This window comes from Candidatus Abyssobacteria bacterium SURF_5, from assembly GCA_003598085.1.
In the GTDB taxonomy this organism is placed as follows: Bacteria; Abyssobacteria; SURF-5; order SURF-5; family SURF-5; genus SURF-5.
Window position 1 is genome coordinate 48,057 of the sequence record QZKU01000068.1, and the last position, 14,653, is coordinate 62,709.

At 54.4% G+C, this 14,653-nt stretch carries 11 protein-coding genes; 4 read left to right on the forward strand and 7 right to left on the reverse strand.

Going from position 1 to position 14,653, the window contains the following annotated elements; genetic code table 11:
* Nucleotides 1-67: 67 nt before the first annotated feature.
* Nucleotides 68-1,276 (forward strand): hypothetical protein, encoded by a 1,209-nt coding sequence (locus C4520_09945; GenBank protein RJP21327.1) that lies wholly within the window; start codon nucleotides 68-70, stop codon nucleotides 1,274-1,276.
* Nucleotides 1,277-1,339: 63 nt separating this feature from the next.
* Here the strand turns inward: C4520_09945 and C4520_09950 are convergent, their stop codons facing one another.
* The 6 genes from C4520_09950 to C4520_09975 are packed head-to-tail and all read right to left on the reverse strand — an operon-like array spanning nucleotide 1,340 to nucleotide 7,964.
* Nucleotides 1,340-3,208 carry a thiamine pyrophosphate-binding protein gene (locus tag C4520_09950; GenBank protein RJP21328.1) on the reverse strand — a complete coding sequence of 623 codons (1,869 nt, stop codon included), beginning with the start codon at nucleotides 3,206-3,208 and terminating at the stop codon, nucleotides 1,340-1,342.
* Nucleotides 3,142-4,401 carry an NADH:flavin oxidoreductase gene (locus C4520_09955; protein ID RJP21329.1) on the reverse strand — a complete coding sequence of 420 codons (1,260 nt, stop codon included), beginning with the start codon at nucleotides 4,399-4,401 and terminating at the stop codon, nucleotides 3,142-3,144. The genes C4520_09950 and C4520_09955 overlap by 67 nt, the downstream gene beginning before the upstream one ends.
* 23 nt (nucleotides 4,402-4,424) lie before the next feature.
* Nucleotides 4,425-5,285, reverse strand: a complete 861-nt coding sequence (locus C4520_09960; protein ID RJP21391.1) for a phosphoenolpyruvate hydrolase family protein — start codon at nucleotides 5,283-5,285, stop codon at nucleotides 4,425-4,427.
* A 15-nt stretch (nucleotides 5,286-5,300) separates the two neighbouring features.
* Nucleotides 5,301-6,566 carry a UPF0261 family protein gene (locus tag C4520_09965; protein ID RJP21330.1) on the reverse strand — a complete coding sequence of 422 codons (1,266 nt, stop codon included), beginning with the start codon at nucleotides 6,564-6,566 and terminating at the stop codon, nucleotides 5,301-5,303.
* Nucleotides 6,566-6,769 (reverse strand): hypothetical protein, encoded by a 204-nt coding sequence (locus C4520_09970; GenBank protein ID RJP21331.1) that lies wholly within the window; start codon nucleotides 6,767-6,769, stop codon nucleotides 6,566-6,568. Before C4520_09970 ends, C4520_09965 begins: the two co-directional genes overlap by 1 nt.
* A 16-nt stretch (nucleotides 6,770-6,785) precedes the next feature.
* Nucleotides 6,786-7,964: a thiolase family protein gene (locus tag C4520_09975; GenBank protein ID RJP21332.1), complete on the reverse strand. Its 1,179-nt coding sequence runs from the start codon at nucleotides 7,962-7,964 to the stop codon at nucleotides 6,786-6,788.
* A 180-nt stretch (nucleotides 7,965-8,144) separates the two neighbouring features.
* On the opposite strand from C4520_09975, the gene C4520_09980 reads away from it, so the two are divergent.
* The 3 genes from C4520_09980 (at nucleotide 8,145) to C4520_09990 (ending at nucleotide 12,413) form a co-directional block, all read left to right on the forward strand.
* The gene (locus tag C4520_09980) at nucleotides 8,145-9,206 is read left to right on the forward strand and encodes a hypothetical protein (protein ID RJP21333.1); all 1,062 of its coding nucleotides are present in this window, start codon (nucleotides 8,145-8,147) and stop codon (nucleotides 9,204-9,206) included.
* A gap of 175 nt (nucleotides 9,207-9,381) precedes the next feature.
* Nucleotides 9,382-11,436, forward strand: coding sequence for a TonB-dependent receptor (locus C4520_09985; GenBank protein RJP21334.1), 2,055 nt, complete (start codon nucleotides 9,382-9,384; stop codon nucleotides 11,434-11,436).
* Between the two features lie 5 nt (nucleotides 11,437-11,441).
* Nucleotides 11,442-12,413 carry a hypothetical protein gene (locus C4520_09990; protein RJP21335.1) on the forward strand — a complete coding sequence of 324 codons (972 nt, stop codon included), beginning with the start codon at nucleotides 11,442-11,444 and terminating at the stop codon, nucleotides 12,411-12,413.
* Here the strand turns inward: C4520_09990 and C4520_09995 are convergent.
* Entirely contained in the window at nucleotides 12,364-14,652 is a 2,289-nt protein-coding gene (locus C4520_09995) for a hypothetical protein (GenBank protein RJP21336.1), read from the reverse strand. The genes C4520_09990 and C4520_09995 overlap by 50 nt on opposite strands.
* Nucleotide 14,653 lies beyond the last annotated feature (1 nt).

Sequence of the window (14,653 nt, forward strand, 5' to 3'; positions counted from 1 at the left end):
ATTTTCAGTCGCTGCCGCGCCCTTTTTGTTGCCAATAACAGCTCTGCCTCTCGCAAGGAGAAAGCAGATGTCCACCCCGGAACACCGCGCAGACAGGCTCGATGAAGCTGTCAAGCTAATCGGCGATTGGACCGAGAAGAACCGCACCCACCCAAAATCCGCAGAACTTCGAGAATGGCTCAAGCAGAAAGAAAATGGCATCGAGCCCCAGCCGTTCATGGAGCTGTTCACCTGGATCGGTCTCCAGCAAGAGCTTCGCCCGCTGGGTTTGGCTCTCCTGGACTGTTTGCGCGAAATGCGATTGGTCGATCTCATCCAGATCGCAGGCCGGCGCATGATTTTCCTGCTTGTGGGCATCGTGATGGCAAAACTGAACAGGACCAGTCTCAGGGGCAATATTCTGGACCCTGAGATCGCCGTTCAGTCTCTTGCCCACACCGCAAAGACACTCAAAACCGAAGTCACGTTTTCCTGCGTCCCCGATATTTCAGCTTTTGCCGAAAGCTACGGCTGCGACATCAAGATACCGGAAAACAGCATCGCAATGGTCACGCGTCATTCCGTAAGAACACGGGATGATTTGAAGCGGCTGGAGGATGCGGGCCCGCAATGGCATGATCGGCTCTTAAATAACTTCAAGGTGCTTGGCGGAATGGCGGAACGTTTCACCACATTCAAATTAGCTTTAGGAGGCGGTCCCTTCTCGATGGCCGCCGTTCTTGCCGGCGTCGAGGATCTCGCCAGAAAAACGATCAGGGATCCGGAATTCGTGGAGCGGCTGATTGATTTCTGCACGGAGATTTCCATTCTCGCCTGCAGGGGACTGGTGGCAGCCGGCGCCGATATCATTTATCTTGGTGATCCTACCAGCGGGCTTTTATCCAGAAAACAATATGAACGATTCGCGGCGCCTTATATAAAAAGAGTCGTCGACGCAGTCGATTGCCGGTTCGTCCTGCACATCTGCGGCAAGAGCAGCCACATCATTACCCCCATGTGCGCGACCGGAGTGCAGGGAATCAGTCTTGATAACGTCGTGGATATGCCCTCTATCGCGCCGCTCGTTCCTCCCGATGTCGCCATTCTCGGCAACCTGGATCCGGTCGGTCCGCTTCTGACTGGGTCGCCGGCGGAAGCCGCGCGAGTAACCAGAGATGTTCTCGAAAGCATGCGCCACGTGCCGAATTACATGTTTTCCGCCGGCTGTGAGGTAGCGCTGGAGACACCGCTGGAAAACATTCAGGCGATGATCGAGACGGTCAAGAGTTTCCGGTAAGAGGAAAGAGGGCGCTTGAATCTATCCGGTGTTCCGAGTCAACCCTGTTCCGATGTTCGAAAATCAGCTCGATGGTATTCGACATCCCGAGCTGAGCGAAGATTGCGTCCAGTTCATCGGGATTGGCAGGATCGCCAGCCGGTATCCCTCGTCTTCGGGATTCACATCCACGTCAAGGACAAACGGGCGACCGCACTGAATCGCTGATTTCAACGCCGGCCTCAAATCTGCCGGTTTCCCCACTTTCTTGCCTTCGATGCCTATCGATTCCGCCAGCTTCACATAATCCGGACACCACGGCTCGCCGGTTTGCTCGATGCGGGAATCACAAAATGAAGCGCGCCCGTAAATGGCCTCCATCGCTTCTCGCTCAATCCCGATCGTCCGATTGTTCAGGATCACCCAGACCGCCGCAATACCGTGTTCGCGCGCAGTGGCAAGAGCGAGTCCGGTCATCATGAATGAGCCGTCACCGACAAAGGCGACGGCGGGATGTTTCGGATTGGCAAGCTTCGCGCCCAGAATCCCTCCGCAACTCCAGCCCATGCGCGCAAAATGGCCGTTGTTGGTGGCAACATTCGGAGATGAAGCCGCAAAAAAGGCGGGCGCGAAAAGCAGCAGGTTGCCGGTGTCGAAAAGGACGGACGTCTGCGGGTCCACCTCGCGGATCACGTCGCCGCAGTCCCGGAGGACTCTTATATTTGACAGCGGACCCTCCTCTTCCCTCCCCTTCTCCTTTACCTCAGCAGCCCAGACGCCGCGCCATGTGTCGATCTGCCGTTTCCATTCATCGAAACCGCCGGCTTTCATTGACGCCTCAGAAAGCGCATGCTGCAGCGCCTCCAGTCCGAGACGCGCATCGGCCGTGAGCGCGACCTCGGCCGGATAGTTCCGGCACAACTCGCCAGGGTCGATGTCAATGTGAACGAGTTTCGTCTTCTCGGGAATCTGATACAGACACCATGCCAGCGTATTGAAATCATGAAATCGCGCTCCGACGGCCACTAAAACATCGCACTCCCGCGCAGCCTGATACCCGTGGCCGGTGCCGGAAGGATCAATCGTTCCCACACTCAACTCGTGATCTTCGGGAAACGCTCCCTTGCCGGAGAATGTTGTGCCGACAGGGATACCGAATGCCTCAGCAAGGTTGCGCAGCGCCTCAGACGCCCTCGCATTCAATACACCGCTCCCGGCCAGCAGCAGCGGCCGGCTGGCGCGCTTGATTAATTGTGCGGCTCGCCGGACTCCGGCGGGATCGGGCGCCGGATGATGTATCCGCGTCCATGTCTCCGGGTCCGGCATCGAATCCACCTCGATCTCGGTGTGCTGAATATCAAAGGGAACCTGCACGAGGACCGGACCGGGGCGTCCTGACAGCGCTTCCTTATAAGCGCGTGCGACTATTTCGAGTGCGGTGTCCGGCCGTGTCACCAAAGCCGCCTTTTTGCAAATCGGCTTGATGACTTGAATGAATTCTTCGGGGCCAAATCGATAACATTCTTCAAAGCAGCCCTTATCCATCCATTGCGTCGGCCCTGCTCCCGCAAGAATAAGCATCGCTGATGACTCGTAAAACGCATTGGCCAGAGCAGCGCATATATTCATGTTTCCCGGCCCGACCGTGGTCAGCACAACCGGCAACTGTCCGCGTCGGCGCATGCGCCAGTAGCAATCCGCCATGTGGACTGCCGTGTCCTCGGCGTTCGTTTTTATCCCGCGAATGGCGGATTCATGCTCGATGGCATCAAGCATTGCCCAGTTGCCGTGTCCGTTATAGCCGAATGCAACCTCCACTCCGGCCTTCTCCAGAAAACTGACGACGGCCTTGGCGACGGTGGTTTTCATATCAATTCCCCCGGGGATTAAACTGCATAACCTTCCTTGCGCAACATCCGTTCTTTCTCGGCGCGCACCTTGTCGTTGTAGCATTCCACGGGCAATTCGGCCGCGCGCGCATAACAGGCGTTGCAAAAATCGCAAGTGGGCCCCTGTATGCCCTCTTGCATGTGACGGTATAAAAAGGGATCGGCAATGAGAGCGCGTGCAGCGGAGACTATGTCGCAATCGCCGTCAGATATCGCTTTCTCCATCGCGGCCTGATGCAAGAATCCGCCGACACAGATGACGGGGATTTCGAGCGCCTCATTGAAGCGCCTTGAATATCGCAGATTAAAGCCTTCGCTGTAGGCGGCGACACGTCCCAGCCACCACTCCAGAAGCGGCGCCAGTGCGCGGACAGTTTGCCGTTGCAGCCATGGCTGGTGTTGCCCAATACCGACCGATGTTACCGTCCTGAAGAAACCATTCCAATTTCCGCGCTCGAATGTGAGCCCGGATTCGTAATGGCCTGCGGTGATTTCAACGGCGTCAATCCCCTCAGTTTCCATTCGCCGCGCGACCTCGACCAGTTCTTCCGTTTTCAAGCCCTTGCGAAGAGGCAGATCGTCCGAGCCGTTGAGCTTCAAAATTACCGGATAGTCCGTGCCCACTTGTGCTCGAACAGCCCGGTAGACCTCGACCAGGTAGCGCATCCGGTTCTCGAACGAGCCGCCGTACTCGTCCGTGCGGCGGTTCGTGTGCGGCGTCAGAAATTGGTTGATCAAATATCCATGGGCGGCGTGAATTTGAATTCCATCGAATCCGGCCGCGCGGCAGCGAACGGCGGCATCGGCAAAGCCTCTGACTGAGGTTTGAATTTCTTCGCGCGTCATCGGCCGTGGGCGCACATTGAGCGTTGGCTCAAAAACGGCGGAAGGCGCCAGAGCCTCCTTACGCCCGACTCGCCGGGGAACAGCCTGCCGGCCAACATGATAAATCTGCAAAATAATTTTCGAGTCGTGCTGGTGGACCGCCTTGACCAGGCGGCTGAGTCCGGGGATTTTATCGTCGCCGTCGGCGGCGAGCTGCCAGGGCACGGCTTTTGAGAAGATATCAAAATAGGCATTGCCGGTGATCAGGAGCGGTGTTCCACCCCGCGCGATCTGCTCGTAGTATTCGATGAGTGAATCGGTGACAGAGCCGTCATCCGCGCAACGGGCTTCGAGCGTTGCGGATTTCGCGAATCGACCGGTGATCTGCAAATTCCCGATCTTTACAGGTGCGAAAAGAACGTGCTGCGACATGAAAAAATCTCCCTCTTCCCCGTCTATTTCCGCCCGCCTATGCGGTGATCCTTAAACCCGCGGCATGTTTCGATGACGGCTCTCTCGATCGGGGTCCGCTCGACTGCAGAAGCACCGACAAATCCTTGCGCATCGGTCCTCTCGTAGATAACTGCGGTGCTTTGCGGATCGGCGAAAGGACCGCCGTGCATCAGGCAGATCACATCGGAGCGCTCGCGCCTCGCCGCCTCGATAGTCTCCTGCGCTTTCCCCAACAGCGCATCCAGGTCCTCGATCTCTTTGAATCCGGCGAGACCTCCCATCGTCGGCCCGACGTGAACGCAGATCACGTCGACCCCGGCCCGAGCCATATCCGCGGCATCGGATGGGATAAAAACATAAGCCATTGTGAATACGTCCCGCGAGCGCAGCAGCCGTATCATCTCCACCTCTCTCGGCCAGCCCCACTGCTCAACGCCGTATCCCGGAGCCATGTATTCGGTGAACTTCCTGAGCGCCATTCCGCCCTCGATCAGGTTTTCGTACAGGCCGACGGTCGGAAAATTGATTACACCGCTGAATCCCTTGTTCAAGAATCGCTCCACAGACTTTTCGAGGTCGAGACAGTAAATGTCATTCGCCTCCACGCCGGCGATAATGGGAACGTTCTTCACCACGTTCATGAGTTCGTCCGCCATTTCGAGGGTGATAGAATTGGATGGTCCAATGATGGTGGTGGGCAAACCCATCATACGAGTCTTGCCGGTGCTGTATACTATGATCAGATCCGCTTGCCCGACTTCGGCGCATTTGGCGATAATTCCGGCGCTGCAGCCGGCGCCGAAGATGGGCTTTTTAGCGCCGATCTCGTGATTCAGCCTGTTAAGTATCTCCTGACGCGATATCCGTGCCGCCACAGCTCACCCCTTTCCACTGACGAGTCTGTCAAATACCTGTATCATTCGGTCGGCGAACTCGCCGTCGTTAATATGACAGTCTATCTCCTCGACTTCAATTCGCCTGTCCACATTTGCCTTCAAGGCCGAAATGAATGCTTCATCGGCCTCCGGATCAAACAAAGGAGCGCCTCTCCTGCTCGCCTCCGAAAAGCCGGCCCGCGGAATCAAAACAGCCACCGGACCTTTGGCCCTGTTCACGCGGTCCGCGATACTCTTTGCGATCAGTTCCATTTCCGCCTTGTTCGTTCTGAAAAGCACGATGTATTCGCCATGCATGGTCCAGGCCCGATCCTGATATTGCGCCGGGATCGACTCCTTTCCGGTTCCGGGCAGGATGTGCATGTCGAGGCCGCCCGGCGCTATTATCTGCGGCAGTCGCTTGTCGCTGGCGCTGTCCAGTCGCGTTCTGCGAATTTCCGGCGAACCCGCCAGCAGAGAAACCATCTCATCCGAATACAGAACCATCGGAACGGTCTCAAAGGAGGTCAGATCAATTACCGCCGTGACGGAGCCCTGGTTAATGAGTTCGTCCAACTCGGTCGTTTTGGCGTGAAAAACAATGCTTTCTATCCCTCGCTTCTCAAGATGGGCTATGACATTCTGGACAGCCGGCGTCGTGACCCCAAGAGCGGTTATGCCGACCACCATTTTTTTCTCTGTATCCGCCAGTTCCTGCTCGACCATTCCAACCATCGCACCGGCAGCGTTGGATAAGGTCTTCTTCACAATCCTGTTCAGGCCGACGAGATCGATTGGCGACTGCATTACGGTTATATCGGCTTCGCCAATGGGAGCCAGAGCTGCATAGGTCGTTACTATCAACTTCGGGACACCAATCGGCAGTTTTTTCATGGCCGCGGCGCCCAACATCGCCCCGGTGCTGCCGCCAAGGCTCATGATGCCGTCCAACTCCCCCGTCGCATGCAGATGTTCTGCTATCTTCGCCACGCCCTCCGCCATCACCTTGGTCGCTTCATATCTGTCGGCTCCCCTCTTGGCGGCGGCAATCAATTCCTCCAGCTTCTTGCCGCCCTCCTCAGCAATCATTTCGCGTGGAATATCCGATCGGCATCGGGGGCTTCCAACAACACCGGCATCGGCAATCAGCGTCCTATGTCCTTTCTTTACAATGAGTTCCCTCAGAAATTCAACCTCATCTCCCCTCGTATCGAGAGTGGCAACAATGAGTATGGTTTTCCCCACTACGCTTCCTCCCAATTCCGGCATCACTGCATGCACCACATGATCTTATATTTCCCAAAGAATTCGGCCAAAGTATATACCATTCCCTCTCCCAACTCCAAATCAAGTGCGTGCAGGATGAAATCTGGAAACCTGAGCAATCGGCGATTCTTGGAAGTAAACAGTCGCTGATGGCTTGAGATGAAGAAAAGAAAAGGGGCAAGGATCGCTCCCTGCCCTTGATTCATATGGAAGAGGCTTCCTCTATACCCGCTCGAAAATTGACGCGGGTGCCTGTGCGCCACCGGTGCACAGGGTAACCAGTGCATACTTCGCCTTTCGGCGGATAAGCTCATTGATAGCTGTAACGGTAAGGCGGCAACCGGAATTTCCTACCGGGTGGCCAAGGGCCATTGCACCCCCATTCACGTTCAGCTTTTCCATCGGGGCTTTCAGATGCTTGGCCCACGCCAGCGGAACGGGCGCGAACGCCTCATTCACTTCAAAAATGTCGATGTCACTCATTTTCATTCCGGCTTTTTCAAGAACTTTGGGCGTGGCTGAAAGCGGGCCCGTCAGCATCAGCACCGGATCGGAGCCGACGACGGCATTCGCGACCACCCGCGCCATTGGAGTCAGACCCAAGTCGTTCACTTTTTGTTCGCTCATCAGCACGACTGCCGACGCTCCGTCAGTAACAGGACTTGAAATTCCGGCCGTGATCCAGTCCGTCCCGAGTACCGGCTTGAGAGCCGCCAGCTTGTCCAGATTGGTGTCCGGACGGATGGTTTCGTCCGTATCGCGGATAATCTCGGCCCCCTCACCGTCAAGCCCTTTCGTCGGCATAATTTCATTTTTGAAATGCCCGTTAAGAGTCGCGGTATGCGCCTTGGTGTGACTTGCAACGGCGAATTCGTCGCACATTTTCTTCGTTATACCAAATGTTTCCGCTATAGCCTGAGCCGCCTGCGCCTGGTTGTAGAGCTTGCCTTTCACTCGTTCGAACAGGTATGGGCCGTAGGGGTCGCCCTGCGGCCGTCCATCGGGCAAGGTGCCGCCAACGTCGGAGCCGATGGGATACTTGCTCATCAATTCGATGCCGCTCGCGATCCCGACATCGATCATACCGGTCGCGATCATCGAGGAGCAGATCTGCAGAGCGGAAAGACTGCTGCCGCACTGCCTGTTGACAGAAATTCCCGGCACGTGCTCGGGAAATTTCGAGGCAAAGACCCCCGTGCGGGCGATAGTGAACCCCTGCTCGCCCACCTGATAGACCGTTCCGGTCACAACTTCCTCTACAAGGGCGGGATCGAGATGTATCCGCCCAACGACCTCATCCAGCATCGCCCCCAGCAATTCCGGAGCTTTCCATTCACGAAGGTATCCGTTTCTGCGACCGACAGGGGTACGCGCCGCACTGACCATAAAGACGTTATGCATTCTGAGTTCTCCTTGCTTGCCTTGCCACAAATATCCCAAAAATAGTACAATTACGGGCGTAATCCAACCTCTTCGAGGACATTGATTATAATCAATGATTTCTGGCGAATCAAGGAGAACCCCCCCGCGGCTTAAATTTACAATTGACTCTTTTCATCTTTTTTTGATATCCTAATACATATGGTATTGACGCCTGATCAAAAAAGAAGAATCGCGGAGCTTGACTCTCAAGTACCGCCTGAAGAAGAAAAGCAAGAACCTCATCTCCAGCCCCTACTCGGCAGATTCAAGGAATTAACCCTGAAACTCCGCGCAAGGGCTGGCAGTCCCACTTTTTTTAAAGCTTTAATAATCATAGTTGCTGTTGCGGTAGCCGGTTATTTCTTTAGAGAATATCAACTGCACAGGCTAAACTTCAAGAAAATCATAGAGAGTCAGAATCCTGTTCAAGGGTTCATTTCTGCGATCGAGGAGCAGAAGAGAAAGAACGACCTCGTTGATCAGGCGCGAGCCGAGTTTTTGGGAGGCGATTACGCGCAAGCGCTCGCTACCGCCGCTTCGGTGACTGATATAGATAATAAGGATTCACGGGCGCAGAATCTGCTTGATATCGCATCGGATGCAGCGGTTCAAAGAGCAAACCGTGAATTCGATACGGGAGAAGTCGAGGCGGCACTCGCGGACGTGCGGCTCGCCATGAAGTATCGCCCCCAACATGAGGGAGCTCAGCAACTTTCGCTGAGAATCGCCGAGCGCCTGTACCGCGAGGCCCAGGCCCATTATAGCAAGAACGAGTACGCCCCCCTGATCAAAAAAGCCAAGGAAGTGATCAAGATCAATCCTTCCGATATCGGGGCCTCCACGCTATTGCTGCGGACGAATAACGAATTGCTGACACAGGCGGATGAACTTTTATACAAGAAACGGTTTTTTGAGGCTTTGGAGAAAGTGCGGCTTTCCCTCCAGATCGAGCCAACGAATAGCCGCGCGCTTCGGCTGTTGAACCAGATATCACTATATGTCGAGACTCCCGACATCAAACTCCGCGGGATAACCAGATTCGGCAAAACTCCGTACGCCATCGTCCAACTGCCGAACTCCAATCAGCCGACCTATGTCAAGAAAGGAGAAACCGTCCGAAACTTCAAACTGCTTGATATCGACCCCGACTCGAAAACCGCCAAATTCCTTCAAATCTACACGAAAGCGGAATTCGATATCAGCCTCTCAAAACCTGAATAGCTCTCCCAATTCGCGCGGGTTTCTTCTTCTTGATCACCGCGTTAATCGTTCTTCCTCAATCCCGATATGCCAAACATGATTCGGCTCATGAAGCCTATGATTGACAGGAAAGCCTGTCTGTTGTAGAATCCGGTAAGATGTTGAACGGCAATGTGATGCTGAATCAGATTTCACGATGCTGTTGCCGGTGAACAGCGTATTTTTAAAAAATCAGGTCGCATACGAGGAGGACGCGCCGGTGAAGCCGAGACTAAAGCTGACTCTGATCGCCTTTTCGATAGTGTTGATATTTCTTTTACCGGTCAGAAATTCGGATGCCGAGAACGAGTTGGAAAATGAACAAACCGCCGCTCCGCTTCCTGAGGAAAGCGAGCAGGTCTTCCCCAAACGCGAACTGCTTTTTTTTGAAGAAATACCCATAGTCATCAGCGCCACGAGACAAGAGCAACCCATCACCCAGTCGCCCTCCTCCATCAGCATAATAACGGCGGAAGACATCCGTCGCTCAAGCGCTACCACTGTTGTGGATCTCCTCCGGAGCGTGCCGGGGCTCGATGTCATGAGGATCACTCCCTCAGACGCCAGTGTCTCCGCCCGCGGTTTCAATGAACCGAGCAATAACGACATGCTCCTTCTTATTGACGGCCGCTCGGCATATGTCGATTTCTTCGGGATTGTCGTCTGGGACGATTTGCCGATCGTACTTGAGGAGATTGATCGGATCGAGATAATCCGCGGCCCGGGGTCCGCCCTGTATGGCGCAAACGCATTTTCCGGAGTCATCAACATTATTACAAAATCGCCTGAACAGCTCAAGGGAACATCAGTCTCCGCGACAGCGGGTGAATTCCATACCAGAATCCTGTCCGTAACCAATGCCAATGTGTTCGACAACTGGAGCTACAAACTTGTCGCCGGATGGGACGAGGCAAATTCCTTCGAGGATTCCGGCGACAACGACCGCCGAACCTTCCGGGGTAACGTCCTGGTGAATTACAACTTCGACCCGACGCAACGAATCTATTTTTCGGCGGGGGGAACGGAAGGCACCGGCAATACTTTGACGCGTGTTGCTCAATTCGAGCGCGACGGGTTGAACGGTTTTGCGAAACTGAATTACGATTACGAAAATTGGAAGTTACAGACGTTTTACAACCTTATCGACATCGACGTTGAAGCCGACGATGAAAACGAGCGATCCATAATGAACAACGTCCTGGACTTCGAGCTCCAGCATTCGCTCTCTCCATGGGAAAAACACATGATCACGTGGGGAAGCAATTACCGCTTCAACAGCATAATCTCACATGAGATCATCGGAGACGACGAGGAAGAAAGTCTGTTTTCTCTCTTTGTTCAGGATCAGTACGCCATACAGGATGATATGACATTGACCGCCGGTCTTCGCTTCGACTCCCACCCGCTGACGGGGGTTCATTTTTCTCCACGCGCAAGCATAGTCTACGAACCATGGCGCGATCATATCTTTCGCGCCTCCGTCGCCCGGGCTTTCCGAAATCCCTCATTTGTGGAATCATACCTGAATCTTACATTTGTAGAACCGCCGGTCACAGTGTTTAGCAGAGGGGACACAGACCTGGATGCCGAGGAAATGACTTCCTTTGAGATGGGATACCAGACTCGCCTGTTCGACAGCCGCCTCGAATTCAAGGTGGACACTTTCTACAATATCCTGGACGAAATTATCGAATTCAGGAAAGCGTCCTCGCCGGATCCAACGACAATCCACCTGGAATTTTTCAATGCTGGAAAAGCAATCGCTTACGGCGGCGAGATCGGCCTGGTTTATCGTCCTGCAGCATGGTTTTCCACCTACTGCAATTATTCGTTTCAGGAACTGGAGGCTCGCAGCGACGGCGTCCAATTTCAGTTGAATGAAGAGGGAGAGAGGATAGAGTCGTCACCGCGACATAAATTCAACGCGGGCCTCTTTGCTTCTTCGGAAAGCGGTTGGAACGGCGCCGTAGAACTGAATCTTGTGAGCGAGGCGACCTTCGGATATCTTGACAGCGCTGCAGGCTTTGAGCCGGTCGAAACAGAACTGGACGATTATAGTCGCGTGGACGTCAGGATCGGCTATAGATTTACCAAGTACGACGTGGAGACCTCACTGATCATCCAGAATGCGCTTAACGACGTGCATCGGGAGTTCCCGATCGGTGAACGCTTACAGCGGATAGTGCTCCTCGAAGTCTTCGGCCGTTTTTAATTGAGATGAATTTAATCGAAAAAATACTTGCTCTCATCGCTCTCGCAGTCGCGGCCGTTTCAGTTCCATTTGATGCGGCGGTTGCAGAAGATAAGGAATGCAGGATAGCGATTGTCAGAAGCTGGGACCTGCCCGAATATAATACCGCGCTGGAAGGATTCCTGGAAATATTGAACCAGCGGGATCTAACCTGCAAAACGCTAACCTATAATCTGAAAGGCGGCGGAGAAGACGCACAGGCGATGTTGCATGAAATCCGCAGTTTCCGGGCTCAGTTGATCTTCACCGTCGGTTCGAGAGCGACCGCGCTGGTCTCCAAGAATGTGCGTGATATCCCGGTCGTCTTCTCGATGGTGCTGTATCCGGCGGCTAGCAGCTTCATCAAAAACATGGATCGTCCGGGAGCAAATGTGACGGGAGCCGCAATAGACATTCCGATCGGAAATCAATTTCTACTTCTCTCACGTATCGTGCCGAATCTCAAGCGGGTTGGCGTCATGTACAGCCCCGAAGAAACCCAACTCGTTGTGGAGGAGGCCAAGCGGGTGGCTACTTCGATGGGACTGGAATTGATTACCGAACAGGTATCTTCGGAAACTGATGTCCCTGACGCATTGAAAAACCTTGAACGCCAGAATATTCAGGCGTTATGGTCGGTGGCGGACGGAAAAGTATTCTCTCCTCAATCCACCCGTTATATCATCGAGCAGGCGCTGCGAAAGGCTCTTCCTTTCATGGGCCCGCACAGAGGCTTCGCCCGCGCCGGCGCTCTCGTTGCGCTTACCCCCGATTATAAGGCAAATGGACGACAGGCAGGCGAAATAGCAATCCGCGTATTAAAGGGAGCGAACCCATCATCAATTCCTGTGGCGACTCCGCGAGATATCGAATTGGCGATCAATCAACGCGTCGCCAACCACATCAGGCTCAGTATCCCTCCTTCCGTCCTTGAGGAATCGGATCAGGTTTTTGAGTAAGCCCAGGGCCGCTTCGCAGAAGCATAAGCGCCAAACCTAACCAGCATGCGCCTCCAACACAGGAAACAACGGCGCCGGCAACCAGACTCTTCGGCTCGAAGTTGATCTCGACGGTATGCCTGCCTCCGGGGACGGCAACTGCCTGAAAAATATAATTCGCCCGAAGTATTCTTGCTTTCCGCCCGTCGATCATCGCCTGCCAGCCGGGATAGTAACTGTTCGTTACAACCAGCAAAGCATCAGCCTGTGCTTCCGTCTCAATAAGAACCCGGCTTTCCGTACTCTCAAGAATCCTCGCCCCCTCATCCACGCCGATCTCGCCCGCAAGGGCGGCAAGACCCGGGTCTTCTTCGAGTATCACCTCGGAAGCAGGCTCAAAATCATCTTGTAATGCCGAGAGCACTGCATCCGGCGGTATGGTTCTAAAACGGCGAACGAGAAATGCACGAGCCAGGGGCTTGAGCGGCATCAGGTTGATCGATACGCCTGTGCGGTCGCTCAACGGCGGATTGAACGGACGCCCATGCTGATCCCGCTGATAAATAACACTGTACTTAACGCCACACAGCGAAGCAATTTCCGGCTTCTCCAGCAGCGGAAGAAATTCCACATGTTGCAGCAGGGGAAATGGATGATGCCCGCCAGCCGATTCCAGTCCAAACAAAGCAAAATAATTCGTATGTGCCGTGTTGTAAACCATGATCCTGGCATCGCGTGCCTTTTCTTCCAGGAGACGGGCCGCCTCATCTTTGACAAACAAATCGTCCACCCGAGCAGCAGAAAAGCTCCCTCCGTAATGCAGCCCGAGATCGAGCGCAAGCAGCACAATAAGAAACCAGGCGGAGTAACGGCTCAGGCGCCGGGAAAAAAACAGGAAATAGGCGAGGAAGATCGATGCCGCGGCGCTCGCGAGTGAAAACCATATTTTGTAATCGACGTCCGCCCACCGCAAGTCAGAGGCTCTTGCTGCCGCGGCGAGTCCGACAACCAAAACAATGGTTACCACTCCGAAAAGCAGAATGGCTTTTTTGCCGGCCGATTTGATGGAAACGGCGAATGCGCCGCCCGCCAATGCGAAGACAGAGAGGTTAAAGAGAATCGCGGCCCGGAACGGCCCGCGGAATTCGCGAACTAACGGCAGATCGGCCAGAAGGATCGAAATCCGGGTGTTCCCTCCCAGAGAATACGTGATTGAGAGCACTCCCAGCGCTACGAAAAAATACTTGCGGCTATCTTTCCAGAAAACGGTTGAAAAAGAAGCAAGAATAATTGGAATGATCCCAAAATAGCACAAGCCCTCTCCCGAAGGTATAAGATAATTAAGCAACTGTTCAGGTTGCGCCCCCCAAACACGGAACCAGTCGAAATCGGAAGAACGCAGGCTGAGACGGCTGTATTCCCATTGGGGCGCCAGTTGGATGCCGGCAAGAGCAAGCCCGATTGCGACGGCAGATGCGAATCCGAGGGACAACAGCAGGCGCTGCTTGATCGATTGCGGATAGAGAAGCAGGAAACCGGCGTACGCCGCTGCGGCCGCCATCGTATAGAAGGCAAATTGTACGCCCCCGGAAAGCGACTGGAGCGAAAAGACGATCGGAAGAAACAGGAGGTAAGCCGGCCTCAATCCGGACGCGAAAGCGGCCTCAACAAAATAAAAGACGACCGGCGTCAGAAGCATTGCCCGTATGTTCAGAGCATCTCCGATCAGCACCGAATTGAGGAAAAAGATGTTCCAGAACCAGAGCGAACCGAACGTCGCGCCCAACCGGCTGCCGACCAGGCGCCTGAAAAAGAGAAATGAGAACACCTGCGCGAGAATCAGGTGGATCAGCAAATCCCAGTTGAACGCCGTCGGCAACGGCAGGTTGGCCGCCGCGAATAATAGATCCGGCGGATAGAAAGGCGTAGCCAAAAAGGAACCGAGCAGGGGCATTCCGCAGTATATGTACGGCATCCACAGCGGAAGGTGTCCCCTGTGCAGGAGATCATAGGATACCTTCCTGAAGAGGTACACACTTCGACGGATGTCCAATTCGCCGTATATAAGGCTGTCGGTCCACAGCAGTGATCGAAAGTAAAACAGGAGCACCGCGACAAACACCAGGATTATGCACCAGTCGATTCTGCCGAGACGGCGGGTGTTCGCGCGAGAATCCTCCTCATGCGGAATTCCTTCCCGGAGAGGAGGCGTGCCCTCAGGAAGCGCAGAAACAGAAGGAAGTTGATCCGGTTCTTTCATG

Bases quoted from the DNA above. Each gene is read 5' to 3' on its own strand.
- C4520_09965 (RJP21330.1), bottom strand. From the start codon at position 6,566: ATGCCGGAATTGGGAGGAAGCGTAGTGGGGAAAACCATACTCATTGTT.
- C4520_09970 (RJP21331.1), bottom strand. From the start codon at position 6,769: ATGAATCAAGGGCAGGGAGCGATCCTTGCCCCTTTTCTTTTCTTCATC.
- C4520_09990 (RJP21335.1), top strand. From the start codon at position 11,442: ATGAATTTAATCGAAAAAATACTTGCTCTCATCGCTCTCGCAGTCGCG.
- C4520_09955 (RJP21329.1), bottom strand. From the start codon at position 4,401: ATGTCGCAGCACGTTCTTTTCGCACCTGTAAAGATCGGGAATTTGCAG.
- C4520_09985 (RJP21334.1), top strand. From the start codon at position 9,382: ATGCTGTTGCCGGTGAACAGCGTATTTTTAAAAAATCAGGTCGCATAC.
- C4520_09995 (RJP21336.1), bottom strand. From the start codon at position 14,652: ATGAAAGAACCGGATCAACTTCCTTCTGTTTCTGCGCTTCCTGAGGGC.
- C4520_09980 (RJP21333.1), top strand. From the start codon at position 8,145: ATGGTATTGACGCCTGATCAAAAAAGAAGAATCGCGGAGCTTGACTCT.
- C4520_09950 (RJP21328.1), bottom strand. From the start codon at position 3,208: ATGCTACAACGACAAGGTGCGCGCCGAGAAAGAACGGATGTTGCGCAA.
- C4520_09945 (RJP21327.1), top strand. From the start codon at position 68: ATGTCCACCCCGGAACACCGCGCAGACAGGCTCGATGAAGCTGTCAAG.
- C4520_09975 (RJP21332.1), bottom strand. From the start codon at position 7,964: ATGCATAACGTCTTTATGGTCAGTGCGGCGCGTACCCCTGTCGGTCGC.